The organism is Pantoea agglomerans NBRC 102470, from assembly GCF_001598475.1.
Taxonomy (GTDB): domain Bacteria; phylum Pseudomonadota; class Gammaproteobacteria; order Enterobacterales; family Enterobacteriaceae; genus Pantoea; species Pantoea agglomerans.
Genome location: NZ_BCZA01000001.1, coordinates 674,096 through 696,739, shown reverse-complemented (window position 1 = coordinate 696,739; position 22,644 = coordinate 674,096). Strand labels below are relative to the sequence as shown.

The window sequence follows — 22,644 nt, the reverse complement described above, 5'->3', positions numbered from 1 at the left end:
TTTTTATTGTTTGCTCTCTGGTTTTATCTAGCCGTTACTGCGTAACTGTGGATAACGACGGAAGATATAAACACACCACAGTAACGCCACCAGGCCAATCATCCCGCCGACATTGCCGACTTCCGCCATGCTCAGATGCAGGCTGACCTGATTACCCAGCAGCGCACCCGCGCCGATACCGATATTGTAGATACCGGACATCAGCGACATTGCTACATCCGTGGCATCCGGTGCCAGCGACAGCACCCGCACCTGCATACCCAGTCCGATCATCATCATCGCCATTCCCCAGACAACGCACAGCGTTGAGATAGCCGCAGGGCGAACGGCAGCAAAAATCAGCAGGCCCATGCACAGGGTGATCAGCGCGATGGCCGCAATCAGCAGTCCGGAGGGAAACTTATTACCGAGTGTGCTGAACAGTACGCTACCCACAATGCCCGCAGAGCCAAACAGCAGCAGTAGCAGGGTAGTGAAGTTGCCACTGGAATGGGCCACGGTTTGCATAAAGGGCTCGATATAGCTGTAAGCGGTGTAATGCGCGGTAACGACCAGCGTCACCAGCAGATACATGCTGACCAGCGCCGGACGGCGAAACAGCATCGGCACACTGCTCAGCGAGCCAGTATGTTCACTCGGCAGGCGCGGCAGGATGCGCACCAGCATAATCATCAGCACCAGCGCCGAAAGGCCAATCGCGCCGAAGGTCGTACGCCAGCCAAGATACTGACCCACCACACGGCCAATCGGCACGCCCAGCACCATCGCCAGCGCGGTACCGGTTGCCAGCATACTCAGCGCCTGAGTTTTCTTACCGGCCGGAGCGACGCGAATCGCCAGCGAGGCGGTGATCGACCAGAACACCGCGTGAGACAGGGCGATACCCACGCGTGACACCATCAGAGACCGGAAATCCCAGGCAACGGTAGAAAGCACGTGGCTGACGATAAAGATCAGGAACAGCACACCCAGCAGCAGTCGTCGCTCAATATTGCGGGTCAGCAGCATCAGCGGCAGTGAGAGCAGTGCGACCACCCAGGCATAGATGGTCAGCATGATCCCGACGTCAGCCGTCTGCATTGAAAAGTCAGCAGCGATGTCAGACAACAGGCCAACCGGCACAAATTCGGTGGTATTAAATACAAAGGCGGCGATGGCCAGCAATACCACGCGTAGCCAGGCAGTTTTACGTGAAACAGTAGTTGGTTGCATGAGGAGTCAAGTCAGTCAGTACAGCGAATCGGATGCGGCAGAAACATCCAGCGAAAGTGACCTGCGTCACAAATTACTGACCATTGTAGTGAATAAAGCGGGAAGAGAAACCTTATAAACGCCTTTTAATGCTGAAATTTTTTTATCGCCCCATCACAGGGCGATAGCCTGAGGTTATTGACCGCGACGCCGGGCGGGCATCATTCGCAGCAGAGTATTGTCTTTAAGCAGATAGTGATGGAACAGTGCGGCAGCAGCATGCAGTCCGATAAGCCAGTAACCCAGCGGTGCCAGGGTTTCATGCCAGCCAATCAGCATATCCGCCATATCAAAGTCAGGTTCAGGCGCGACCGGCATGCTGATGCCAAACAGCCACCATTCCCGACCTTTAAGATAACGCGATGTCAGACCGAGGATCGGCAGAGTGATAAACAGGGCATAGAGCAGGGTATGAGTCAGATGTGCCAGCCCGGTTTGCCAGCGCGGCGGAGCGGGAGTAATGGGCGGTGTGCGATGCCGGGTGCGTAAAAAGAGGCGGGCAAGCATCAATACCAGGATGGTCGCGCCGGCGCTGAAATGGGTAATGATCATGGCATAACCCTGCCAGGATCCGCGCTGTGCAAAACCGCGCAGTTCAATGGTGGCGTAGGCCGTCACCACCAGTAAAAAGGTGAGCCAGTGAAGGGCTATCTGAGCGCGCGCAAACTTATCCCGCATTGTGCATTCCATTAAAGAGAATCAGAAAGATTAACATAACGGAAAACAGCGGTAATTCTTAACAAATTAGCGCAGCGGGAAAAATTTTTCCCCCCTTACCAGGTGGATCAGATTAACGCGAAGCCGGGGTGTGCTTCAGGGCCACGCTGAGCTGGGTGGCCTGCTGGTCAACATTTTTAAGTGGACAACAATTTTCACAGCCGATTGCGCCAGCATAATATTTTTTAGCCTGCAGGATGGCGGCATTCACATGGTAAAAACTGCCCAGAAACATACGGTTATCGATGTCGGGAAGATGGGGGCAGCCTGCGGCATGAACCACATGATTATTGTTATATCCTGACTGTTTATTGACGTAGTAGTAGAGAGCCACAGGCGTTCCTTGTTGCCGTGTTAAAAGGCAAAGCAGATGAATTATTACAATAAAAACGATTATAGCGGGAAACCTGCATTTTGTTTGCTGTGGCTCTGAATAGCGCGTTTATTGTGATAAACCGCCAGGCCCGCAGGAGAAGCCAGGCCTGGCATGAGAAGACATTCTCAGAGTTTTTTACTGTGCAGACGCCAGGCAACCAGTAACGCCAGCATCAGCAGGACGCTGATAAACAGCGTAATCCCGATCCAGCCGAAATTATGCCAGAACACGCCACCCAGCGTACCCGCGACGCTGGAACCCACGTAGTAGCTGAACAGATAGAGCGAAGAGGCCTGGCCTCGTGCCCGGCGCGCCCGGGGGCCAATCCAGCCGCTGGCGACCGCGTGGGCGGCAAAAAAACCGGCGGTGAACAGCATCATCCCAGGCAGGATCAGCCAGAGGGAGTTGAAGGCGGTAATCAGCAAACCCAGCAGCATGATGGCGGTAGCACCCAGCATCACAGGACCCCGACCCAACCGGTTGGTCAGCGCGCCCGCTTTAGGCGAACTCCAGGAGCCGGTGAGGTAGACCACTGATAACAGCCCGACCACAGCCTGGCTGAGATGCCAGGGCGCATCCAGTAAACGGTAGCCAATATAGTTAAACAGGGTGACAAAGGCTCCCATCAGCAGGAACCCTTCGGCAAACAGCCAGGGAAGACCTGGATCGCGCCAGTGCAGCCGGAAGTTAATCAGCAGATTACGCGGACGCAGCGTAATGGGCCGGAAATGGCGCGACGCAGGCAGAATCTTCCAGAACATCAGCGCCGAGGCCAGCGAAAAACAGCCGATTACCGCCACGGCGAGTCGCCATGAGAAGAGGTCAGTCAGTACACCGCTCAGCAGTCGACCGCTCATCCCGCCTATCGAGTTACCGCTGATATATAACCCCATGGAAAAGGCGACGACGCGTGCATCCATCTCCTCGCTGAGGTAGGTCATGCCGACCGCCGCCACGCCACTCAGCGACAACCCCATCAGCGCCCGCATAATCAGAATGCCGTGCCAGCTGGTCATGGTGGCCGAGACCAGCGTGCAGATGGCGGCCAGCATCAGGGCTGTGACCATCACCGATTTACGACCGATAGCATCAGAGAGCGGCCCGGTGACCAGCAGGCCCAGCGCCATCAGGCCGGTCGAGATGGAGAGTGACAGGCTGCTGGTTGCCGGAGAGATACCAAACTGCTGTGACAGCACCGGCAGAATCGGCTGCACACAGTAGAGCAGGGCAAAGGTCGCCAGCCCGGCGGAGAAAAGCGCCAGCGTCACGCGCATAAACTGTGGCGAATCCCGGCGGATATGACCTGAAGCGGCAACTGACTCTGGCGGCGCAGAGACCGCATTCTCATCCACTGTGACAGCATGTGTTGAGCGACTCACACATCTTCCTCAAATTTAGAAAACCTGTCGTCAGCTTAGGAAAGCGGCATTATGATGTCTAATATATTAATAATCTCAAATGAGACGTTTAAGATATGAATATCGAACTGCGTCATCTGCGCTACTTTGTTGCGGTGGCGGAAGAATTACATTTCGGGCGGGCGGCCCAGCGACTGAACATTTCTCAGCCGCCGCTCAGCCAGCAGATTATTCAGCTGGAAACAGAAACGGGCGCAAGGCTGTTCAATCGCACTAACCGCAGCGTGCAGCTTACCGCTGCCGGACAGCAACTGCTTAGTGACGCCCGCGCGATTCTGTTGCAGGTCGAGCAGGCGGCCGATCGCGCCGCCCGGCTGCATCGTGGTGAAGAGGGGGAGCTGCGGATTGGCTTTACCTCCTCGGCCCCGTTTACCGCCGTGGTCTCCGACGCGCTATTCCGGTTTCGTCAGCGCTGGCCGCAGGTACATATTCAGATGCAGGAGATTAATACCCGCCAGCAGCTCGCACCGCTTCATGATGGACGGCTCGATCTTGGCGTGATGCGCAACACGCCGCTGCCCGCCGATCTGCGTCATCAGCTGCTGCTGAGTGAGCCGCTTTATGCCGTGGTGCATAAGGCGCATCCGTTGGCTGACGCCGATAAAATCTCTGTCACTGCCCTGGCGGTGGAACCCTTTGTATTCTTTGACCCTCAGGGCGGAACCGCGCTCTACAGCGATATTCTGGCGCTGCTGCACCGCTACCATATAAAGCCCTTTATTACTCAGGAAGTGGGTGAGGCGATGACCATCCTTGGGCTGGTGGCAACCGGGTTAGGCGTCTCCATTCTGCCTGCCTCATTTCGTCGGGCGCGGCTGGCCGATCTGGTCTGGTTGCCATTAACGGAAGAGGATGCCATTTCAGAGCTGTGGCTGGTCTGGTCAGCCGGACGCGAAATAAATGCGCAGATGGAAAACATGATGGCGTTGCTGCGGCGAAACCGGCCCTGATGCGCGGGCAACACCGCATCAATCTGTGCGATAAATCACATTTCTAATCAAATATTTGACGCTGTCGCCGGATCTGGCTCACCATGGCGCATGTTTATTTAGAAGCGCGAAAATAACCGGGAGCAGGGTTGTGAATCCGGACAGTCAACCTGGCCACATTGACCAGATCAAGCAGACTAATGCAGGTGTCGTATATCGATTAATTGACCGTTATGGTCCCATTTCGCGTATCGAACTTTCCCGCCGAGCCCAGCTTGCTCCGGCCAGCATTACCAAAATTGTGCGTGAAATGCTGGACGCACATTTAGTGCAGGAGACCGAGTTTCAGGATCCCGGCAGTCGTGGTCGTCCGGCGATAGGCCTGATACTGGATACCGACGCCTGGCACTATCTGGCTATTCGCCTGCATCGCGGCGCCATGACGTTTACGCTGCGCGATCTCAGCAGCAAGGAACTGGTGGAAGAGAGCCTGCCGCTGCCTGATGAGTCTGCTCAGCCGTTACTTACCGCGCTGATTGAACAGGTTGATGCCTTCTTTATTCGTCATCAGAAGAAGCTGGAACGCCTTACGGCCATTGCCATTACATTGCCAGGGCTGATCAACGCCGCGTCAGGTGTGGTGCATCGGCTACCGGGTTATGAGGTGCGCGATATGCCGCTGGGCGATGCGCTGGCGGCACGAACCGGCTTACCGGTGTTTGTGCAGCACGATATTTCAGCCTGGACGCTGGCGGAGTCGCTGTTTGGTGCCTCACGTGGGGCGCAGGATGTGATTCAGATTGTGATTGATGAAACCGTGGGAGCCGGGGTGATCAGTGGCGGTCAACTGCTGCATAAAAGTGGCAGGGTGCTGGTCGAGATCGGGCATACTCAGATCGACCCCTATGGTCAGCAGTGCTACTGCGGTAATCATGGCTGTCTGGAGACCGTGGCCAGCACCGGCAGTCTGCTGGCGCTGGCGGCGCAGCGTCTGCCGGCCCAGCCCGACAGCCTGCTCAATAATCAGCCGCTGACGCTGGAGTCGCTGTGCGCGGCGGCGCAGTCTGGCGACCGTCTGGCGCGCGACACCATCGCCAGCGTGGGTCATCATGTTGGCCGGATTCTGGCGATGATGGTCAACATCTTCAATCCTCAACATATTCTTATCGGTTCCCCCCTGAATGCCGCCGCGGATGTGCTGTTTCCGGCCGTGAGCAACACCATTCTGCAGCAATCACTCCCGGCCTACAGCGCGAGTATCCAGCTGGCACCTACCGAATTTAGCGAGCCGGGAACGTTAGGCGGCGCAGCCCTGATCAAAGACGCGCTCTATAACGGACACCTGTTAGTGAAACTGTTGCAAGGTTAAGCGGGCCTAATCTTGCGCTAACGCAATCTGTTCTCATCCTCCATTCCTTAAAATGCCGGTTCGCAGCAAGGTTAATCACCGATTAACCGCAACGGTTCGAGAGGAGAAGTTGAGTGAACAGACTATTTGTTACCGGCACTGACACCGCAGTGGGCAAAACGGTGGTGTCACGCGCCCTGTTACAAAGTTTTATCCAGGCCAGGCTCAGTGCCGTCGGGTACAAGCCCGTCGCGCGCTGCGCGGTCAAAACCGCCGACGGCCTGCGTAACAAAGATGCACAGGTTCTGCAAAGCGCTTCATCTATCGATTTACCCTATCAGGCGATCAATCCGCTGGCCTTTCAGGAAGAGGAGATCTGCACCCATCCGAGCCAGATCATTGATTACGCATTGCTGACACAGGGCTTAAGCAGCCTGACGCAGCAGGCCGATCGCGTGGTCGTGGAGGGCACCGGCGGCTGGCGCAGCCTGATGAACGATGGACGTCCGCTCTCCTGCTGGGTCGTTGAGCAGCAGCTGCCGGTGGTGCTGGTGGTCGGTATCCAGTCGGGCTGTATCAGTCACGCCCTGTTAACAGCAGAAGCGATAGCGCAGGATGGACTGCCACTGGTGGGCTGGGTGGCCAATCGCATCAATCCGGGACTGGCGCAGTACAGCGATATTATTGAGATTCTGCGTGAAAAAATTAGTGCGCCGCTGCTGGGCGAGCTGCCTTATCTGCCGCGTGCAGAACAGCGTGATTTGACGCCTTACATCGATATTTCTCTGCTGGAGCAGAACAATCTGCACGCTGTGAGTGCAAAGATCGCCTGATTATGAAACAAACTAAGTCATCTGAGTCGGCAATGAGCCTAAAGTTTCAGGCTTGTTGTCGGCTGTCTTTAACTATTTCCATTTAGAATTGAAAGACCTGGCTCGGATATCGCGAAATCGTGGCGTCATGGCGCAGAAAATGCATTAACTCCGCTTATCACACTGAGCTGGAGCCCCATCATGTCGCACTCGCACGAGAAAGGTTTGTTATATGGGCTTGAAGCCCGCATCGGCCCCGCCCCGGCGTTTTTCGCCGCACTGCAACATCTGCTGGCCAGCGTGGTGGGAATCATCACGCCGCCGCTGATTATTGGCTCCGTTCTGGGGTTGCAGGCCTATATTCCTTATCTGATCAGCATGTCATTGTTCGTTTCCGGCTTAGGCACGTTTATGCAGGCCAGACGCTTTTATGGCATCGGGGCGGGCATGATCTGTCTGCAGGGCACCAGCTTCGCGTTTCTGGGGGTGATCCTCTCGGGTGGTCTGATGGTGAAAGGGCGCGGTGGTTCGCCGGAAGAGATTATGGCGATGCTGTTTGGCTGTAACCTGGTGGCGGCGTTGATTCCGATTCTGATCAGCCGCTGCGTTGGCTCGCTGCGCAAAGTTCTGACGCCGGTGGTGACCGGCACGGTGATCACCCTGATTGGCATCAGCCTGATAAAAGTCAGCATTACCGACTGGGCGGGCGGGCACAACGCCACAGATTTTGGATCGCCGGGAAATCTGGCGCTGGGGGCGCTGACGTTGCTGGTGATCGTGGCGCTGAACCGCTCGCGAAATCGCTGGGCGCGGCTGGTGGCGGTGGTGGCCGGAATCGCGGTGGGATGCGTTGCCGCGGCCTTGACCGGTCATCTGCAACTTAATGTTGCGCCGGAGAGCAACTGGCTGGTGCTGCCCGCGTTCTTCCGGTTTGGTTTTGCCTTTGACTGGACCATTTTCCTGCCGATCGCGCTGGTGTCAGTGATCGCGGTAATTGAAGCCGTCGGTGACCTTACCGCTAACTGCCTGATTTCACAGCAGCCGATCACCGGCAAACCTTTTCAGCAGCGGTTGCAGGGTGGCATTGTCGCCGACGGCCTGAGCTGTGTGCTGGCAGCGGTCTTCTCCGCCTTTCCCAACACCACGTTTGCGCAGAACAATGGCGTTATCCAGATGACCGGCGTCGCCAGCCGTTACGTCGGTATGCTGCTGGGAATCATGCTGGCGCTGCTGGGGCTGTTTCCCTTTATTGGCTCCCTGTTGCAGCAGATCCCGCCGCCGGTGCTGGGCGGGGCGACAATCGTGATGTTTGGCAGCGTGGTTGCTGCGGGCATCCGGGTGATGACCCAGACGCCGCTGGGTCGCCGCGAGATGCTGATTGTGGCGATCGCTTTTGGTATTGGTCTGGGCGTGGAGGCGGTGCCGGATGTGCTGAAGCAGTTCCCGCCGCTGATTAACAGTCTGTTTGGTCATGCGGTGACGACCGGCGGCATTCTGGCGATTGTGCTGAACATGGTGCTGCCGGACGAGGCGCCTGTGGTGGAAGAGGTGGAGGCGGAAACGCTGACGGAGAGCTAAAAAGCAGAAGAGCCGATGTATCTCTCACATACGGCTCAAAAATCCAAAGCGATGGGAGCATATGCCTGTATCAAAGCATCGCGGACCAGGGATGGGCCGCGCTGAGCATGCCATGGATGGCATCTTTTGCGTCTTTGCTACAGGCGTATGCTCCCTGAGCTACTACCTGAATTGACAGACAGGACAGGCCGTGACTTAACTGGCTTTAAGATGGAGTCTGCGAAGGGAACAGGGTCAGATCGGAAAGTCGCAAAAGCCGCCATCCGTGGCACGCTCGGCCCGCGCAATTACGCACCTCATCCCTGAGGTGCGCCCGTACCGGGCCAACGCGTTGCGTTGTTCAAAAACGCTCCCGGCGTTTTTGTCCATGGCGCGGGACGCTTTCCTCCTCTGACCCGGTTCCCTGCGCGTTAAGCTTGTTTGTTGCTGTCTGATTTACCCAGGCTTGGGTATATCTGCTTATATCTGCTGTTTTAATGGGCCGGTAAGACCCATTTAGGTGACGAAATTATGGATTCAGACGACGGCGGGTACGACCGGAACTGAGGTAATCCGCAATATAATCCTGCGAAATCTCACCGCTGTAGCGACCCTCTTCATCGACAATCGGCATCCAGACCGTGTTGTGCTCATAGAGTTTTGATAGCACCACGCGCAGGTTCTCTTCCGCTTTACCGGTGACCTTAAAGGTGTGCAGTCGCTCTTCACAGCGGCCACTGACGTTACGCGCCTCGCGACGCTTCACGAAGCCCAGCGGTTTGCCATCCTCATCGACCACGGTAATCGACCGCATATCGTTCTCATCCATGGTGCCAAAGGCTTCTTCCAGCGGTGTAGAGCGGCGGACGGTGATCGTCGGCTGCTGGTCGGTCACGTCGCCCGCCTGCACCAGTAACAGGCGCTTAAGCGTACGGTCCTGACCCACAAACGAGCCGACGAACTCATTGGCAGGGGTCGCCAGCAGTTCATCCGGGCTGGCGCACTGCACGATTTTACCCTGACCAAATACCGCAATGCGATCGCCGAGCTTCAGCGCCTCGTCAATATCGTGGCTCACCAGCATTACGGTTTTTTTCAGCTGACGCTGCATGTCGAGAAACTCATTCTGGATCACTTCGCGGTTAATTGGGTCAACGGCGCCAAACGGCTCATCCATCAGCAGCACCGGTGGATCCGCCGCCAGGGCACGAATCACCCCGATACGCTGCTGCTGACCGCCGGACATCTCTCGCGGATAGCGATGCAGGAATTTGGTGGGATCCAGCGCAACCATGCTCATCAGCTCGGTAGCCCGCTCGTGGCACTGCTTTTTGTTCCAGCCCAGCATGCGTGGCACGACGGTAATGTTCTCTTCGATGGTCATGTTGGGGAACAGACCAATCTGCTGGATAACATAGCCAATGTTGCGACGCAGGGTGGTGGTGTCCTGCGTACTGGTATCTTCGCCATTAATCAGGATTCGGCCACTGGTGGCGGGAATCAGGCGGTTAATCATCTTCAGCGTGGTGGTTTTCCCGCAGCCCGAGGGTCCCAGCAGCACGCACATCTCACCGGCTGGCACGTGCAGGCTGACGTTATCGACGGCTTTATTGGTCGTGCCGTTTTTCTGGGTAAAGGTTTTCGTCAGGTTTTCCAGCGTAATCATTATCGAATCCCCTTTGGAGTCAGCGCCTGCTGCAAACGGTGCAGCAGCCAGTCAAGAAAAATAGCCAGCAGACAGATCATCAATGCCCCGGCAATTAACATACGAATATCACTGCCGCTGATACCATCCAGCAGCAGCTGGCCCAGACCGCCCGCGCCAATCACGGCGGCAATCGCCATGACGCCAACGTTCATTACCACGGCGGTACGGATGCCACCGAAGATCACCGGCAGCGCCATCGGGATTTCAACCCAGCGCAGGCGCTGCCAGAATGTCATGCCGATACCACGACCCGCCTCACGCAGGCCGTCCGGCAGATTCTCCAGCGCGGTGTGGGTGTTGCGCACAATCGGCAGCAGCGAGTAGAGGAATACGGCGGTAATCGCCGGCAGCGCGCCAATGCCCTGACCGATGAGTGAAAACAGCGGGATCATCAGACCAAACAGCGCAATGGTGGGAATAGTCAGCACTACGGTGGCGATACCGAGAATCGGCGTTGCCAGCCATCTTACACGCACGATCAGAATGCCAAGCGGCACGCCAATCACAATTGCCAGTCCGACCGCGACCAGCACCAGCCAGCTGTGCTGCCAGCTCAGGGTGAGCAGGGTGCTCCAGTTATCCATGATGTAGTGAAGGGTATCCACAGTGCCTCCTTACAGCATGTTTTTGGATTTAAGGAAATCACGCGCCACGGTTTCCGGTGACTGATGATCGATATCGACCCGCTTGTTCAGCTCCGTTATCGCCTCATCGGTGATCTGCGCAGAAAGCTGATTAAGCGCGGTATCCAGCCCCGGATGACTCGCCAGCACATCCTGACGCACAACCGGCGTCACGTTGTAGCTTGGGAAGAAGTGCTTATCATCCTCCAGTACTTTCATGTCGAAGCCCTTAACCCGGCCATCGGTGGTGTAGATCAGACCGGCATCCACGAATCCGTCGCGTATCGCGTTATAGACGAGGCCCGGATCCATCTGGCGGATCTGCGGGCGATCCAGCGTCAGGTTGTAGGTTTTCTGCAGCGGCTTCATGCCGTCTGAACGACCCGAGAACTCCAGGTCCAGACCCAGTCGCCAGTTATGATCCGGATCGGTTTTACGCACCTGCTCAATCTTCGCAACCAGCTGCGACATGGTGCTGATGCCCTCTTTTTCGGCCCGTTCACGGGTCATGGCAAAGGCATAGGTGTTGTTCATTGGTGCCGGGTTAAGCCAGACCAGCCCCAGTCTGGCATCCAGCTTTTTCACCGTCTCATACGCCTGCTGTGAAGACATCGGCTGGTTGATATGGTTAAAGATGATCAGCGAGGTGCCGGTATATTCCCAGACCATATCAATCTGCTTATTCAGCAGCGCATTACGGCCAATGGTGGTGGCGATATTGCGTTTAGGCACCACCTCGAAGCCTTTCTTCTGCAGCCAGAGCACCGTCATTGCTGACAGGATATGCTGCTCGGTAAAACTTTTGGTCGCCATCACCAGCGGTGCAGCAGCCTGTGCCGTCTGGCTTAACAGCAGTGTCGCGGTCAGCGCGACAACGCTTTTCTTAATCCAACGCGTTAGCATTGCAAAGCTCCTTGTGGTCAGGCCGCAGCGTGCGGACTCAGAAAGCGGCCCAGCGCGGCCAGCATCATATCCAGTACCAGTGCCACCAGTGCAGTGGCGACGGCGCCGAGTATCAGCGTCGGAAAGTCATTCAGATAGATGCCCGGGAAGATCAGCTCGCCAAAGCTGCTGGCGCCAATCAGGAACGCCAGTGGGGCGGTGCCGACATTGATGGCGGTGGCGATGCGCACGCCAGAGAGGATGACCGGCAAGGCATTCGGCAGCTCTACCTGACGCAGACGCTGCCATTTGGTCATGCCGATGCCGTTGGCCGCCTCAATCAGCGACGGGGGAACTGCGCTCAGACCAGAGAAGGTGTTGCGGACGATAGGCAGCAGCGAAGCCAGAAACAGCGCAATCAGCGCCGGACGGTCGCCAATCCCGATAATAACCATCGCCAGAGCCAGTACCGCCAGTGGTGGCAGGGTGTTACCGACATTGAAAATCTGCATCACGTACTCTGCCCAGCGACGTGCAAACGGGCGACTTAGCAGGATGCCGCTGGGGATACCGACCAGCAAAGCGAACAGCATTGACCAGAAGACTAAGAAGAGGTGTTGTTGCCCGAGATAAAGCAGATCGACTTTACGTGCGACCAGCTGATCCCAGCCAAGGCCCCAGATCAGCACCGCGATCACCGCGACCACTGCAAGCAGTGCCAGACCGGCGCGTCGGGCCAGTGAAGCATTTTGCATAGGAGAATCTCCCTGATTACGATCTCAATTGTTATAACAACCATAAACAGCCCGACAGGTACGGCAAAAAATGCCGCCGCGCCCAATACCGAAACTGCGATAAAATGTAGATAAAATGACTGTTTACCCACTCTTTTTCAGTGAATACTGAATAAGATGGTGTAATGCTATAGCAGCCCTTTATTGCACAAGCCAGCTTTTAAGCCACAAATCAGAGAGATAGAAACAGGTTAAAATGGTGTTAAAGCCGCGTAGCCGCTGGGCTAATGCGACAATAAAAAATTTTCATCGACTTCTGGTGACACTGTCACAGAGGGCGCAGAAAATGCGCACGCGCGGGAAACTGCATTGTCTGTTTTTCAGCTAGCCTTGCAGATTAAAAAAGGAACCCTATGACTGAAAGCGCACAAATCCGGACCGGACATCGCCACTGGATCTTGATCGCCTGCATGCTGGCGATGTTTATGGCGGCCATTGAAGTCACTATTGTGGCCACCGCGATGCCCACCATCATTGCTGATCTCGGCGGTTTTTCGCAGTTTGGCTGGGTCTTCTCGATCTATCTGCTGACCCAGGCTGTCAGCGTGCCGCTCTATGGGCGGCTGGCGGATATGGTGGGTCGCAAAACGATGTTTTTTGTCGGCACGTCGATTTTCCTGGTGGGGTCGGTGCTGTGTGGCTTTGCCCATACCATGACCTGGCTGATCCTGTTCCGGGCGTTTCAGGGCCTGGGGGCGGGGGCGATCATGCCGCTCAGCTCCACCATCGTGGCGGATATCTATTCGCCGCGCGAACGCGCCAGCGTGCAGGGCTGGCTCTCCAGCGTCTGGGGTGTAGCGGCGATAGTGGGGCCGCTGACCGGCGCGTGGCTGGTACAGCACTTTAGCTGGTCGGTGATTTTCTGGGTCAATCTGCCTATCGGCCTGATCAGCATGCTGATGCTGTGGCGCTGGCTACCGTCGCACCAGAAGGAGGAGAAATCGCAGCCGCTGAACCTGGCGGGCAGCGGCTGGCTGATGCTCTGCGTGACGGCCTTGCTGATTGCGCTGTTGCAGGCGGAACAGCTGGGCGTCTGGCTGGTGCCGTTTCTGCTCTTCTCACTGTTCGCTGGCTGGCAGCTCAGACGCCACGAGCTGCATTCAGCGGCACCGCTGTTTCCGCTGATAATCTGGCGCAGCCGGCTTATCGTGGCGGGCAATGCGGGCAACCTCATCATCGGGGCGGCCATGATGGGCATCAGCGCTTTTCTGCCCACCTGGATTCAGGGGATCAGCGGCGGTTCACCGTTACAGGCGGGCAGTGTGCTGGCGATGATGTCGATTGGCTGGCCGCTGGCCAGCACCCTCAGCGGCAGACTGATGCTGCACACCTCCTACCGCTTCACCGCCCAGCTTGGGGCGCTGTTGCTGGTGACCGGCAGTGCCTTGCTGCTGTTTTTACAGCCCACAAGCTCACTCTATCAGGCGGGCTTTACGGCGTTTCTGATCGGTACCGGCATGGGGATGACCAGCACCACGTTCCTGGTTTCAGTACAAAACCAGGCGGATTACCAGATTCGCGGCATCTGTACCGCTTCAATTATGTTCAGCCGGATGATCGGGTCGGCGGTAGGGACGGCGATCATGGGCGCGGTGCTGAATCTCAATCTGCAGTGGCGTTTGCCGCAGGTCGAGGATCCGGTGCAGAAGATTATGTCCGAACCCAGCCGTCAGCAGTTACATCCGGAAACCCTGCAGCAGATGACAGCAGCCATTGCCGCCTCACTGCACTGGGTGTTCGTTGTGGCACTGGTGATTGCGCTGTTTGCGGTGGGTGTGGCATGGATGATGCCGCGTCAGCGACCGGAACAGGCGGACTAACAGGCAGGGCGACAGGATGTCGCCCTGATTTGAACAGAACTACTGGGCAGATGAGTCCTGCGAACTGCCGGCACTGGCAGGTACGCTGGCTTCGTTGTCACTGCCTGAGCGCTTATAAACAATTTTTTGTGTGTCGTTCTCACAATGTCCGACGACCTGGCCACCCGCCTGATCAACCTGATCGTTGGCGACGATGTCGAGACTAAAACCCGACTCAGGCACACCGTTCTGAATAATTTTCTGGCTGATTTCGGTTTTTACCGATTCACAGGATGCCTGCGCCATTAGCGGCAGAGCAAATAACGCCGCGCTTAACAAAACCCTCTGTAGCTTCATCACGTCTTCCTTATGTTAGTCGTCGTCATTACTATAGCTCAAATTTACGGCGCTACCGGGCGACCGGAACGGCGATCCAGACAACGCAGGGTGTTGGGCTCCCAGTAGGCGTTGAGATTGAGGCTCTGCTCGCACTTGTCGCGGGTATCAAACGCACGATCGGTTTTATCAAACTCTTTTTCGACGCGGGTGTTCACTTTGTTGCGCAGCATGCGCGTGTCATTCCATTGCTCTTTATCCTGGCGCGCCGCTTCATTGCTCAGCGCGGAACTGCCATCTTCGATAATCAGACGATTAGTATTCGCAGTGGCAGTGAATGCCGCAGTGGAGAGGAGAACCATCAGCACGGCAGGGATCATTTTTTTCATCACACTATCCTTTAGTTAACGCAAACATCGCCATCCACGACAGCGGTTGCAGCGGGCATGCTTAGAGCCTGGCTCATCAGGGGTCATTGAGGCAGAAGTCTGAACACCGACAGCGCATAACAACCGGTGCGTACAGAGTGTACGTGAGGATGATGAGCACTGCCCGGGTCAGACGGATAAATAAAACAGCCTGATGGGCCTGGCTCTTAGTATATCATCGCCGTTTCTTTGCTCACCAGCAGTGAGTCGTTTGTTTACGTTAAGGAGAGGTAAGGATGCTGATTAAAACCGCCTTGCTGTTTTTTATTACCGCGCTGGCGGAGATTACCGGCTGCTTTCTGCCGTGGTTATGGCTGAAAAAAGGCGGCTCAGTCTGGTTGCTACTCCCTGCGGCAGCAAGTCTGGCGCTATTTGTCTGGCTGCTGACGCTGCATCCCGCGGCCAGCGGCCGGGTTTATGCCGCCTACGGTGGCGTCTATGTGCTTACCGCGCTGCTCTGGTTGCGGGTGGTGGATGGCGTGAAGTTAAGTGTGTGGGACTGGAGCGGGGCACTGATCGCATTCAGCGGCATGCTGATTATCGTGATGGGCTGGGGACGCGGGTAACGCCAGCCGTGAGGGCTGGCGCTGCAGGGAGTTAAGGTTTATGCACTTTCAGCCCCGCCAGCGTCTGGCTGACCGGCATCATCTCAAGGCTATTGATGTTGACATGTTTAGGCAGTGTGGCCACCCAGTATACGGCTTCTGTCACATCTTCCGGCGTTAAGGCGGTAGCCCCTTCGTAGACCTGACCCGCTTTGTCATCATCGCCCTTAAAGCGCACGTTGGAAAACTCTGTGCCACCGACCAGACCCGGTTCAATGTCGGTCACGCGCAGCGCGGTGCCGTGTAAATCAGTACGCAGATTCAGGCTGAACTGGCGCACAAAGGCTTTGGTGGCGCCGTAGACGTTGCCACCGGCATAGGGCCAGCTACCGGCAATCGAACCGATATTGATAATATGACCGACATCACGCTCCACCATCTGTGGCAGCAGGGCGCGGGTCATATAGACCAGGCCTTTGGTGTTGGTGTCGATCATGTTTTCCCAGTCTTCGACGTTGGCTTTGTGCGCCGGTTCGACGCCCAGCGCCAGACCGGCGTTATTGACCAGCACGTCGATATTGCGCCATTCCGCCGGTAACTGCGCGACCGCCTCTTCAATGGCGGCACGGTTACGCACATCGAGCTGTACCGTATAAATATTCTCGCCCAGTTCTTCCTTCAGCGCTTTTAAACGTTCAGCCCGTCGTCCAGTGGCAATCACTTTATGACCATTCTCAATAAAGCGACGGGTGATGCTTTGACCAAAACCGGCGGTCGCACCGGTGACAAAAATAATCATCTCACTGTTCCTTATGCCATTTTCAGAGTCGATGGCTTCACCATAGCATTTCATTTCCGCTTCTGCGCGTGGAAAAACTGCCTGACCTGTAAACGGATTTTAACGGGTAGCCAGCTGCGCCTTTTCAGGGCAGATTGCACCGTTAAAGGGCAGGTTTGCGGGTAACCGGCCATACTCAAAATGATCAGGGCGCGCAATATTGCGTAGCAACCGTTTGCATCCGTTCCGCAAACGGTTGCTACGTAATATCAGTCCTTATTTGTTGCGCAACTTCCATTTTTTAGCTTAGTTAACTGATATTTAAAGAATTTATTCTATTTCAATTCTGGCACGCAGGTTGCACAGGATTATTCAGATAATCATCTGCAGATATAACATCGCGCTTTCAGAAAGGACTACCCATGCTTTCAGCAACCGACACGGCGATACGCGCCAGCTTCTTTGACTTTACCGGCGTGGTGGATCGTCCCGACGACCTGGCCGGCCAGGCCCGCTATCTTGAGGATGCGGTGCTGCTGCTGCGTGATGGATGCGTAGTGGGGCTGGATAGCTGGGAGAATAGCGAGGCGATGCTGGCGGGGCATCCGGTCATCGACCTGCGCGGCAGACTGATCGTGCCGGGCTTTGTCGATACCCACATTCACTATCCGCAGACAGAGATGATTGGCGCATTTGGCGAACAGCTGCTGGAGTGGCTGAATCACTACACCTTCCCGGTTGAAGCGCAGTATCACTGTCCCGATCACGCTGCGCGGATGTCCGCCTTCTTCCTGCATCAGCTGCTTTCCAACGGCACCACCAGCGCGCTGGTGTTTGGCACCGTCCATCCGCAATCGGTGGAGGCGCTGTTCAGCGCCGCCGAAGCGCTGAACATGCGGCTGATTGCCGGGAAAGTGATGATGGATCGCAATGCGCCCGACAACCTGATCGAAACCCCTGAACAGAGCTACCAGCAGACCCGGGCGCTGATTGAGCGCTGGCACCAGCGCGGACGCCTGAGCTACGCCCTGACGCCGCGCTTTGCGCCGACCTCATCCCCACAGCTGCTGGAAAAAGTGCAGCAGCTGCGTCAGGAGTTCCCGGATACCTGGCTGCATACCCATCTCAGCGAAAACCCGCAGGAGGTCGCCTGGGTCAAAGAACTGTTCCCGGAGCGTGAAGGCTATCTGGATGTTTATCATCATCACCAGCTGACCGGCCGCCGCAGCGTCTTTGCTCACTGTCTGCATCTGGAAGAGAACGAATGGCAGTGTCTGCACGATACCGATTCATCCATTGCTTTCTGTCCCACCTCAAACCTGTTTCTCGGCAGCGGCCTGTTTAACCTGAAACGCAGCTGGCAGCAGGGGGTAAAAGTGGGGATCGGCACCGATGTTGGGGCGGGCACCACCTTTAATATGCTGCAGACCCTGGGCGAAGCCTACAAGGTGGGCCAGCTGCAGCACTACCGGCTCAGCGCGGCCGAAGCCTTTTATCACGCCACGCTGGGCGGGGCGCGCGCGCTGGATCTCGACCACGTCATCGGAAATTTCAACATCGGTAAAGAAGCGGACTTTGTGGTGCTGGACCCGGCGGTTTCTGCCCTGCAGCAACTGCGCATCGGCAACAGCAAAGATATCTGGGAAAAACTGTTTGTATTAATGACGCTCGGCGACGACCGCAATATTGCCCAGACCTGGGTAGCCGGTCGTCCGGTCTGGCAGCGCGACGCACAGGAGCAAGCCGCATGATCCAGTTTCTGTTAAATAACCAGCTGGTCAGCGAGGACGCGCTCGACCCCAACCTCACGGTACTCAACTACCTGCGCACCCGTCAGCAACGCCCTGGCACCAAAGAGGGCTGTGCATCTGGCGACTGTGGCGCCTGCAGCGTAACCCTGGGCAAAGCCGTCGGGGGAACAATGCAGTATGAAACGGTCAACAGCTGCCTGACGCTGGTCTCCGCGTTACAGGGCAAGCAGCTGATTACGGTTGAGGATCTGCGTCACGGCCGCGCACTGCATCCGGCGCAGCAGGCGATGGTCGACTGTCACGGCTCGCAATGCGGATTCTGCACGCCGGGCTTTGTGATGTCGCTGTTCAGCCTGCAAAAAACCGCTTCGGGCTGGGATCGCCATCAGGCGGAAACTGCGCTGGCGGGCAACCTCTGCCGCTGCACCGGTTACCGGCCGATTATGGCCGCCGCCGAACAGCTCTGCTCGCAGCCGGTGACAGACCAGTTCGATCAAGGTGCCGCCGCAACCGTGCAGCGGCTTGAGGCGCTGGCAACCCCGGAGATGCAGGAATTAGGGGGGGAGGGCCGCCGTTGCTTCCTGCCCAAAACTCCGGCTCAGCTGGCGGCGATCTATCTGGCCCATCCCGAGGCGAGGCTGATTGCCGGTGGCACCGATCTCAGCCTGCAGATTACCCAGCAGCATAAAAGAATACCGTTGCTGATTGCGCTGGAGCAGGTTGCCGCGCTCAAAGTCTGCAGCGAATTTGATGACCACTACCTGCTGGGCGCAGGGGCTTCGCTGCAGCAGGTCAGCGAATTTCTTGCCAGCCGCATTCCCGGCGTCAGCGCGATGCTGCAACGCTTTGCCTCGCTGCAAATCCGTCTGCAGGGCACATTAGGTGGCAACATCGGTAACGCTTCCCCCATTGGCGACGCCTCGCCGGCGCTACTGGCCCTGAACGCCAGCCTGTTGTTACAGCGCGGTGAGCAGCAGCGCAGTCTGCCGCTGGATCAGTTCTTTACCGGCTATCGCCAAACCCGGCTCGAAAAAGGGGAGTTTATTCGCGCCATTCGCATCGATAAGGTGACGGTGTCACCTGATTTTGTGGCCTGGAAAGTGTCCAAACGGCTGGACGATGATATCTCAGCCGTGTTCGCCGCCTTTAATCTGCAGATTGAACAGGGCGTAGTCAGTAGTGCCCGCATCGCCTTTGGCGGCATGGCGGCCACACCGCAGCGTGCCCGTCACTGTGAACAGGCATTCATCGGTCAGCCACTGAATGCCGTGACGGTGTCACGCGCAGCCGCGGCGCTGGCAGAGGATTTCCAGCCGCTCTCCGATTTCCGCGCCAGCAGTGACTACCGTCTGCAGGTCGCACGCAACCTGCTGCGCCGCTACTGGCATCGCCACAACGGCGAAATAACCTGTATTGAGGTGGCCCGCTATGTCTCATAACCGTCCTGAACTCAACGAAGAGGTCATTAAGGCGCAGTATGCCGCTGATTTACAGAGCGGCGTCGGTCGCAGTAACCGCCATGAAAGCGCGGAAAAACATGTCTCCGGCGAGGCGCGTTTTATCGACGATAAGCCGGAGCTGCCGGGTCTGCTGCATCTCTGTCCGCGCCTGAGTGAGTATGCTCATGCGCGCATCCTGCATATTGATGTGCAGCCCTGTTATGCCGTTCCCGGGGTCGTCAGCGTCCTGACCTGGCAGGATGTGCCGGGCATCAATGATGTCGGGCCGCTGGAGCCGGGCGACCCGCTGCTGGCCCATGACAAAGTAGAGTATCTGGGACAGATCGTGATCGCGGTGGCGGCGGATTCCCCCGAGGCTGCCCGCCTTGGCGCGGCCGCTGCGGTAATTGAATATGAGGTGCTGGAACCGCTGCTGGATGTGGAACAGGCGCTGGCACAGGGCAGCTTTGTGCAGGAACCTCACATTCACCAGCGCGGTGATGTGGAAGCGGCCCTGGCGCGTGCGCCGCATCGGGTCAGTGGGGCGTTTCACATTGGCGGCCAGGAGCATTTCTATCTGGAAACCCAGACGGCAATGGTTATTCCCGGTGAAGATCAGCAGTTGCAGGTCTTCTCCTCAACCCAGAACCCCACCGAAGTGCAGAAACTGGTGGCGGAAGTGATGGGCATCAGCCTGAATCAGGTGACGATAGATATGCGCCGGATGGGCGGTGGCTTTGGTGGTAAAGAGACGCAGGCGGCCGGTGTCGCCTGTCTCTGTGCCATCGTGGCGCGCCAGACCGGCCGGGCGGCGAAGATGCGGCTTTCACGTCGCGACGATATGCGCGTCACCGGCAAACGCCATCCGTTCTTTGTGCGCTACGAAGCGGGTGTTGAAGAGGATGGGCGTCTGTGCGGCATCAAAATCGATCTGGCCGGAAACTGCGGTTATTCACTGGATCTTAGCGGATCGATTGTCGATCGTGCCATGTTCCACGCCGATAACGCCTATTACCTCGGGGATGCACGGGTAACCGGCTATCGCTGCCGCACGAACACCGCCTCGAACACCGCCTATCGGGGTTTTGGCGGGCCGCAGGGTATGGTGGCGATTGAACAGATCATGGATCACATCGCCCGTGAGCGCGGGCTGGATCCGCTGGCGCTGCGCAAGCGTAACTACTATGGCAAGCAGGATCGCAACATCACTCATTATCACCAGCAGGTAGAGGATAACCTGCTGGATGAGATTACCGAACAGCTGGAGCAGAGCAGCGACTATCAGGCTCGCCGCGCGGAGATTAAGGCGTTTAATGCCCGCAGTCCGCTGCTGAAACGCGGTCTGGCGCTGACGCCGGTAAAATTCGGCATCTCCTTTACCTCCAGCTTTCTCAATCAGGCGGGGGCGCTGATCCTGATCTACACCGACGGCACGGTGCAGCTTAACCACGGCGGCACCGAGATGGGCCAGGGCCTGAACACCAAGGTGATTCAGATTGTCGCCGAAGTGCTGCAGATTGAGATCGATAAAATTCAGATCACCGCCACCGACACCGGCAAAGTGCCCAACACCTCGCCAACCGCGGCCTCCAGCGGGGCTGACCTCAATGGCAAAGCGGCGCAGAATGGTGCTGAAATCCTGCGCGACCGCATGACCGCCATGCTCTGCGAGCTACACCAGTGCGACGCGTCGGCGGTGAGCTTCCGTAACGGGGTGGTGCGCGCCGTGGATAAACATTACACCTTCGCCGAGGTGGCGAAGCTGGCGTGGCTGAATCAGGTGCCGCTCTCCGCCACCGGCTACTACCGCGTGCCGGGGATTCATTACGACCGGGTCGCGGGTCGCGGGACGCCGTTCTATTACTACGCTTACGGTGCAGCCTGCTGTGAAGTGGTGATTGATACCTTAACCGGCGAATCCCGCCTGCTGCGTGCCGACATTTTGCATGACGTCGGCGCCTCGCTGAATCCGGCCATCGACATCGGCCAGGTTGAAGGTGGCTTTGTACAGGGCGTCGGCTGGCTTACCTGCGAAGAGCTGGTGTGGAGTAATAAAGGCCAGCTGCTGACCGATGGACCGGCGAGCTACAAAATTCCCGCCATCAGCGACGTTCCGGCGGACCTGCGGGTCACGCTGGTGGAGAACCGTAAAAACCCTAAAGACACGGTGTTCCACTCCAAGGCCGTAGGTGAACCGCCGTTTATGCTGGGCATCGCCGCCTGGTGTGCCCTGCAGGATGCGGTCGCCAGCGTCTCCGATTACCGGCAGCACCCACTGCTGGATGCGCCCGCCACGCCGGAGCGCATCTTCTGGGGCGTGCAACGCCTGACGGGAGGGGTTGATGATTTATCATGACTGGATTGGCGTGCTGCATCAGCTGCGTGAAAAACGTCAGAGCTGCGTATTAATCACCGTGCTCAGTGAGCACGGTTCGGTGCCGCGCGACAGCGGCAGCAAAATGGTGGTGACGCAGCAGGAGAGTTATCTCACCATCGGTGGCGGTCATCTGGAGTTTGAGTGCATCGCCCAGGCCAGGGCGATGTTGCAGAGTGGGGCGACTGCGCCACACACTGAAGATTTCAGCCTGGGCGCTCGGCTTGGCCAGTGCTGTGGCGGCAAAACCACGCTGCTGTTTGAGCCGCTGCTGCAGGCGCAGCCAGAGATCTACCTTTTTGGCGCAGGCCATGTGGGACAGGCCCTGGTCAATCTGCTGTCAACGTTACCCTGTCACATAAACTGGATCGATAGCCGTCCGGCGCAGTTCAGCCACGTTCCCGCTGGCGTGGTGACGCTGCAGCCGGACGATCCGCTCGACTGCGTAGCACAGGCACCCGCAGGCAGCTACTTCATCATCATGACCCATCATCATCCCCTCGACTTCGAACTGTGCGAGGCGGTGCTGAAGCGCGGCGATTTCCGCTATGCCGGGGTGATCGGTTCTGAAACGAAAAACCAGCGTTTCCGCTACAGGCTGGCGGGCAAGGGCGTCGCGAACGAACCGCTGGCGCGCCTGCGCTGTCCGATTGGCCTGCCGGACGTCAAAGGCAAGCTGCCCGCCGAGATTGCGGTGGCGATTGCCGGTGAAATCATCAGCGTTTATCAGCAGCACGTCGCCTGAGTTGTCGCCTGCGCGGCAACCTGTCAGGATAAGA

Annotated in this window: 21 protein-coding genes; 10 read left to right on the top strand and 11 right to left on the bottom strand. The window is 57.3% G+C overall.

Going from position 1 to position 22,644, the window contains the following annotated elements; all coding sequences use genetic code 11:
- Positions 1–27 precede the first annotated feature (27 nt).
- The 4 genes from PAG01S_RS03305 to ynfM all read right to left on the bottom strand — a co-directional run bounded on the left by PAG01S_RS03305 (position 28) and on the right by ynfM (position 3,723).
- A complete protein-coding gene (locus PAG01S_RS03305; RefSeq protein WP_010244774.1) occupies positions 28–1,212 on the bottom strand; it encodes a sugar transporter in 1,185 nt (394 codons plus the stop codon).
- A 174-nt stretch (positions 1,213–1,386) separates the two neighbouring features.
- The gene (gene cybB / locus PAG01S_RS03300; RefSeq protein ID WP_010244777.1) at positions 1,387–1,929 is read right to left on the bottom strand and encodes a cytochrome b561; all 543 of its coding nucleotides are present in this window, start codon (positions 1,927–1,929) and stop codon (positions 1,387–1,389) included.
- Positions 1,930–2,041: 112 nt separating this feature from the next.
- A complete protein-coding gene (locus PAG01S_RS03295) occupies positions 2,042–2,302 on the bottom strand; it encodes a hypothetical protein (protein WP_010244780.1) in 261 nt (86 codons plus the stop codon).
- 167 nt (positions 2,303–2,469) lie between these two features.
- Positions 2,470–3,723, bottom strand: coding sequence for a multidrug efflux MFS transporter YnfM/SxtP(Kp) (ynfM, locus tag PAG01S_RS03290; protein WP_062757679.1), 1,254 nt, complete (start codon positions 3,721–3,723; stop codon positions 2,470–2,472).
- Positions 3,724–3,818: 95 nt separating this feature from the next.
- Between ynfM and PAG01S_RS03285 the strand changes: the two genes are divergently transcribed.
- The 4 genes from PAG01S_RS03285 to PAG01S_RS03270 all read left to right on the top strand — a co-directional run bounded on the left by PAG01S_RS03285 (position 3,819) and on the right by PAG01S_RS03270 (position 8,429).
- Positions 3,819–4,712: a LysR family transcriptional regulator gene (locus PAG01S_RS03285; protein ID WP_062757677.1), complete on the top strand. Its 894-nt coding sequence runs from the start codon at positions 3,819–3,821 to the stop codon at positions 4,710–4,712.
- 130 nt (positions 4,713–4,842) lie between these two features.
- Positions 4,843–6,060, top strand: a complete 1,218-nt coding sequence (gene mlc, locus PAG01S_RS03280; protein WP_062757675.1) for a sugar metabolism global transcriptional regulator Mlc — start codon at positions 4,843–4,845, stop codon at positions 6,058–6,060.
- Between the two features lie 113 nt (positions 6,061–6,173).
- Positions 6,174–6,872, top strand: coding sequence for a dethiobiotin synthase (gene bioD, locus PAG01S_RS03275; RefSeq protein ID WP_033767301.1), 699 nt, complete (start codon positions 6,174–6,176; stop codon positions 6,870–6,872).
- 180 nt (positions 6,873–7,052) lie between these two features.
- A complete protein-coding gene (locus tag PAG01S_RS03270) occupies positions 7,053–8,429 on the top strand; it encodes a nucleobase:cation symporter-2 family protein (protein ID WP_010670178.1) in 1,377 nt (458 codons plus the stop codon).
- A gap of 508 nt (positions 8,430–8,937) precedes the next feature.
- Here PAG01S_RS03270 and osmV read toward each other — a convergent pair.
- From osmV to PAG01S_RS03250, 4 genes are read right to left on the bottom strand one after another with little or no spacing between them, the layout of a single operon-like run.
- Positions 8,938–10,074, bottom strand: coding sequence for an osmoprotectant ABC transporter ATP-binding protein OsmV (gene osmV, locus PAG01S_RS03265; protein WP_010244799.1), 1,137 nt, complete (start codon positions 10,072–10,074; stop codon positions 8,938–8,940).
- Positions 10,074–10,721 carry an osmoprotectant ABC transporter permease OsmW gene (gene osmW, locus PAG01S_RS03260; RefSeq protein WP_010244802.1) on the bottom strand — a complete coding sequence of 216 codons (648 nt, stop codon included), beginning with the start codon at positions 10,719–10,721 and terminating at the stop codon, positions 10,074–10,076. The genes osmV and osmW overlap by 1 nt, the downstream gene beginning before the upstream one ends.
- A gap of 9 nt (positions 10,722–10,730) precedes the next feature.
- Positions 10,731–11,642 carry a glycine betaine ABC transporter substrate-binding protein gene (locus PAG01S_RS03255; RefSeq protein ID WP_010244805.1) on the bottom strand — a complete coding sequence of 304 codons (912 nt, stop codon included), beginning with the start codon at positions 11,640–11,642 and terminating at the stop codon, positions 10,731–10,733.
- A 17-nt stretch (positions 11,643–11,659) separates the two neighbouring features.
- Complete coding sequence (locus PAG01S_RS03250; protein ID WP_010244807.1) at positions 11,660–12,376, bottom strand: ABC transporter permease; 717 nt, start codon at positions 12,374–12,376, stop codon at positions 11,660–11,662.
- Between the two features lie 392 nt (positions 12,377–12,768).
- Between PAG01S_RS03250 and PAG01S_RS03245 the strand changes: the two genes are divergently transcribed.
- Positions 12,769–14,235 carry an MDR family MFS transporter gene (locus tag PAG01S_RS03245; protein ID WP_062757673.1) on the top strand — a complete coding sequence of 489 codons (1,467 nt, stop codon included), beginning with the start codon at positions 12,769–12,771 and terminating at the stop codon, positions 14,233–14,235.
- A gap of 39 nt (positions 14,236–14,274) precedes the next feature.
- Here the strand turns inward: PAG01S_RS03245 and PAG01S_RS03240 are convergent, their stop codons facing one another.
- Positions 14,275–14,571, bottom strand: coding sequence for a DUF1161 domain-containing protein (locus tag PAG01S_RS03240; RefSeq protein ID WP_033771805.1), 297 nt, complete (start codon positions 14,569–14,571; stop codon positions 14,275–14,277).
- Between the two features lie 44 nt (positions 14,572–14,615).
- A complete protein-coding gene (locus tag PAG01S_RS03235) occupies positions 14,616–14,939 on the bottom strand; it encodes a DUF1283 family protein (RefSeq protein ID WP_010244816.1) in 324 nt (107 codons plus the stop codon).
- A gap of 278 nt (positions 14,940–15,217) precedes the next feature.
- Here PAG01S_RS03235 and PAG01S_RS03230 point away from each other — a divergent pair, with 278 nt between their 5' ends.
- The gene (locus PAG01S_RS03230; RefSeq protein WP_029519527.1) at positions 15,218–15,544 is read left to right on the top strand and encodes a YnfA family protein; all 327 of its coding nucleotides are present in this window, start codon (positions 15,218–15,220) and stop codon (positions 15,542–15,544) included.
- 31 nt (positions 15,545–15,575) lie between these two features.
- Here the strand turns inward: PAG01S_RS03230 and ydfG are convergent, their stop codons facing one another.
- Positions 15,576–16,322: a bifunctional NADP-dependent 3-hydroxy acid dehydrogenase/3-hydroxypropionate dehydrogenase YdfG gene (ydfG, locus tag PAG01S_RS03225; protein ID WP_033757999.1), complete on the bottom strand. Its 747-nt coding sequence runs from the start codon at positions 16,320–16,322 to the stop codon at positions 15,576–15,578.
- A gap of 401 nt (positions 16,323–16,723) precedes the next feature.
- Here ydfG and guaD point away from each other — a divergent pair, with 401 nt between their 5' ends.
- Genes guaD through xdhC form a run of 4 tightly spaced genes read left to right on the top strand, consistent with a single transcriptional unit; the run spans position 16,724 to position 22,610 of the window.
- Positions 16,724–18,052, top strand: coding sequence for a guanine deaminase (gene guaD, locus PAG01S_RS03220; protein WP_010244825.1), 1,329 nt, complete (start codon positions 16,724–16,726; stop codon positions 18,050–18,052).
- Positions 18,049–19,491 carry a xanthine dehydrogenase small subunit gene (gene xdhA, locus PAG01S_RS03215; protein ID WP_062757671.1) on the top strand — a complete coding sequence of 481 codons (1,443 nt, stop codon included), beginning with the start codon at positions 18,049–18,051 and terminating at the stop codon, positions 19,489–19,491. Before guaD ends, xdhA begins: the two co-directional genes overlap by 4 nt.
- Positions 19,481–21,847: a xanthine dehydrogenase molybdopterin binding subunit gene (gene xdhB / locus PAG01S_RS03210; protein WP_062757669.1), complete on the top strand. Its 2,367-nt coding sequence runs from the start codon at positions 19,481–19,483 to the stop codon at positions 21,845–21,847. The genes xdhA and xdhB overlap by 11 nt, the downstream gene beginning before the upstream one ends.
- On the top strand, positions 21,834–22,610 hold the full coding sequence (gene xdhC / locus PAG01S_RS03205; RefSeq protein ID WP_010670170.1) for a xanthine dehydrogenase accessory protein XdhC: 777 nt from the start codon (positions 21,834–21,836) through the stop codon (positions 22,608–22,610). The genes xdhB and xdhC overlap by 14 nt, the downstream gene beginning before the upstream one ends.
- Positions 22,611–22,644 lie beyond the last annotated feature (34 nt).

Bases quoted from the DNA above. Each gene is read 5' to 3' on its own strand.
- PAG01S_RS03270 (WP_010670178.1), top strand. From the start codon at position 7,053: ATGTCGCACTCGCACGAGAAAGGTTTGTTATATGGGCTTGAAGCCCGC.
- ydfG (WP_033757999.1), bottom strand. From the start codon at position 16,322: ATGATTATTTTTGTCACCGGTGCGACCGCCGGTTTTGGTCAAAGCATC.
- PAG01S_RS03235 (WP_010244816.1), bottom strand. From the start codon at position 14,939: ATGAAAAAAATGATCCCTGCCGTGCTGATGGTTCTCCTCTCCACTGCG.
- xdhC (WP_010670170.1), top strand. From the start codon at position 21,834: ATGATTTATCATGACTGGATTGGCGTGCTGCATCAGCTGCGTGAAAAA.
- PAG01S_RS03250 (WP_010244807.1), bottom strand. From the start codon at position 12,376: ATGCAAAATGCTTCACTGGCCCGACGCGCCGGTCTGGCACTGCTTGCA.
- xdhA (WP_062757671.1), top strand. From the start codon at position 18,049: ATGATCCAGTTTCTGTTAAATAACCAGCTGGTCAGCGAGGACGCGCTC.
- PAG01S_RS03285 (WP_062757677.1), top strand. From the start codon at position 3,819: ATGAATATCGAACTGCGTCATCTGCGCTACTTTGTTGCGGTGGCGGAA.
- xdhB (WP_062757669.1), top strand. From the start codon at position 19,481: ATGTCTCATAACCGTCCTGAACTCAACGAAGAGGTCATTAAGGCGCAG.
- cybB (WP_010244777.1), bottom strand. From the start codon at position 1,929: ATGCGGGATAAGTTTGCGCGCGCTCAGATAGCCCTTCACTGGCTCACC.
- PAG01S_RS03305 (WP_010244774.1), bottom strand. From the start codon at position 1,212: ATGCAACCAACTACTGTTTCACGTAAAACTGCCTGGCTACGCGTGGTA.
- osmV (WP_010244799.1), bottom strand. From the start codon at position 10,074: ATGATTACGCTGGAAAACCTGACGAAAACCTTTACCCAGAAAAACGGC.
- guaD (WP_010244825.1), top strand. From the start codon at position 16,724: ATGCTTTCAGCAACCGACACGGCGATACGCGCCAGCTTCTTTGACTTT.
- PAG01S_RS03245 (WP_062757673.1), top strand. From the start codon at position 12,769: ATGACTGAAAGCGCACAAATCCGGACCGGACATCGCCACTGGATCTTG.
- PAG01S_RS03255 (WP_010244805.1), bottom strand. From the start codon at position 11,642: ATGCTAACGCGTTGGATTAAGAAAAGCGTTGTCGCGCTGACCGCGACA.
- PAG01S_RS03240 (WP_033771805.1), bottom strand. From the start codon at position 14,571: ATGAAGCTACAGAGGGTTTTGTTAAGCGCGGCGTTATTTGCTCTGCCG.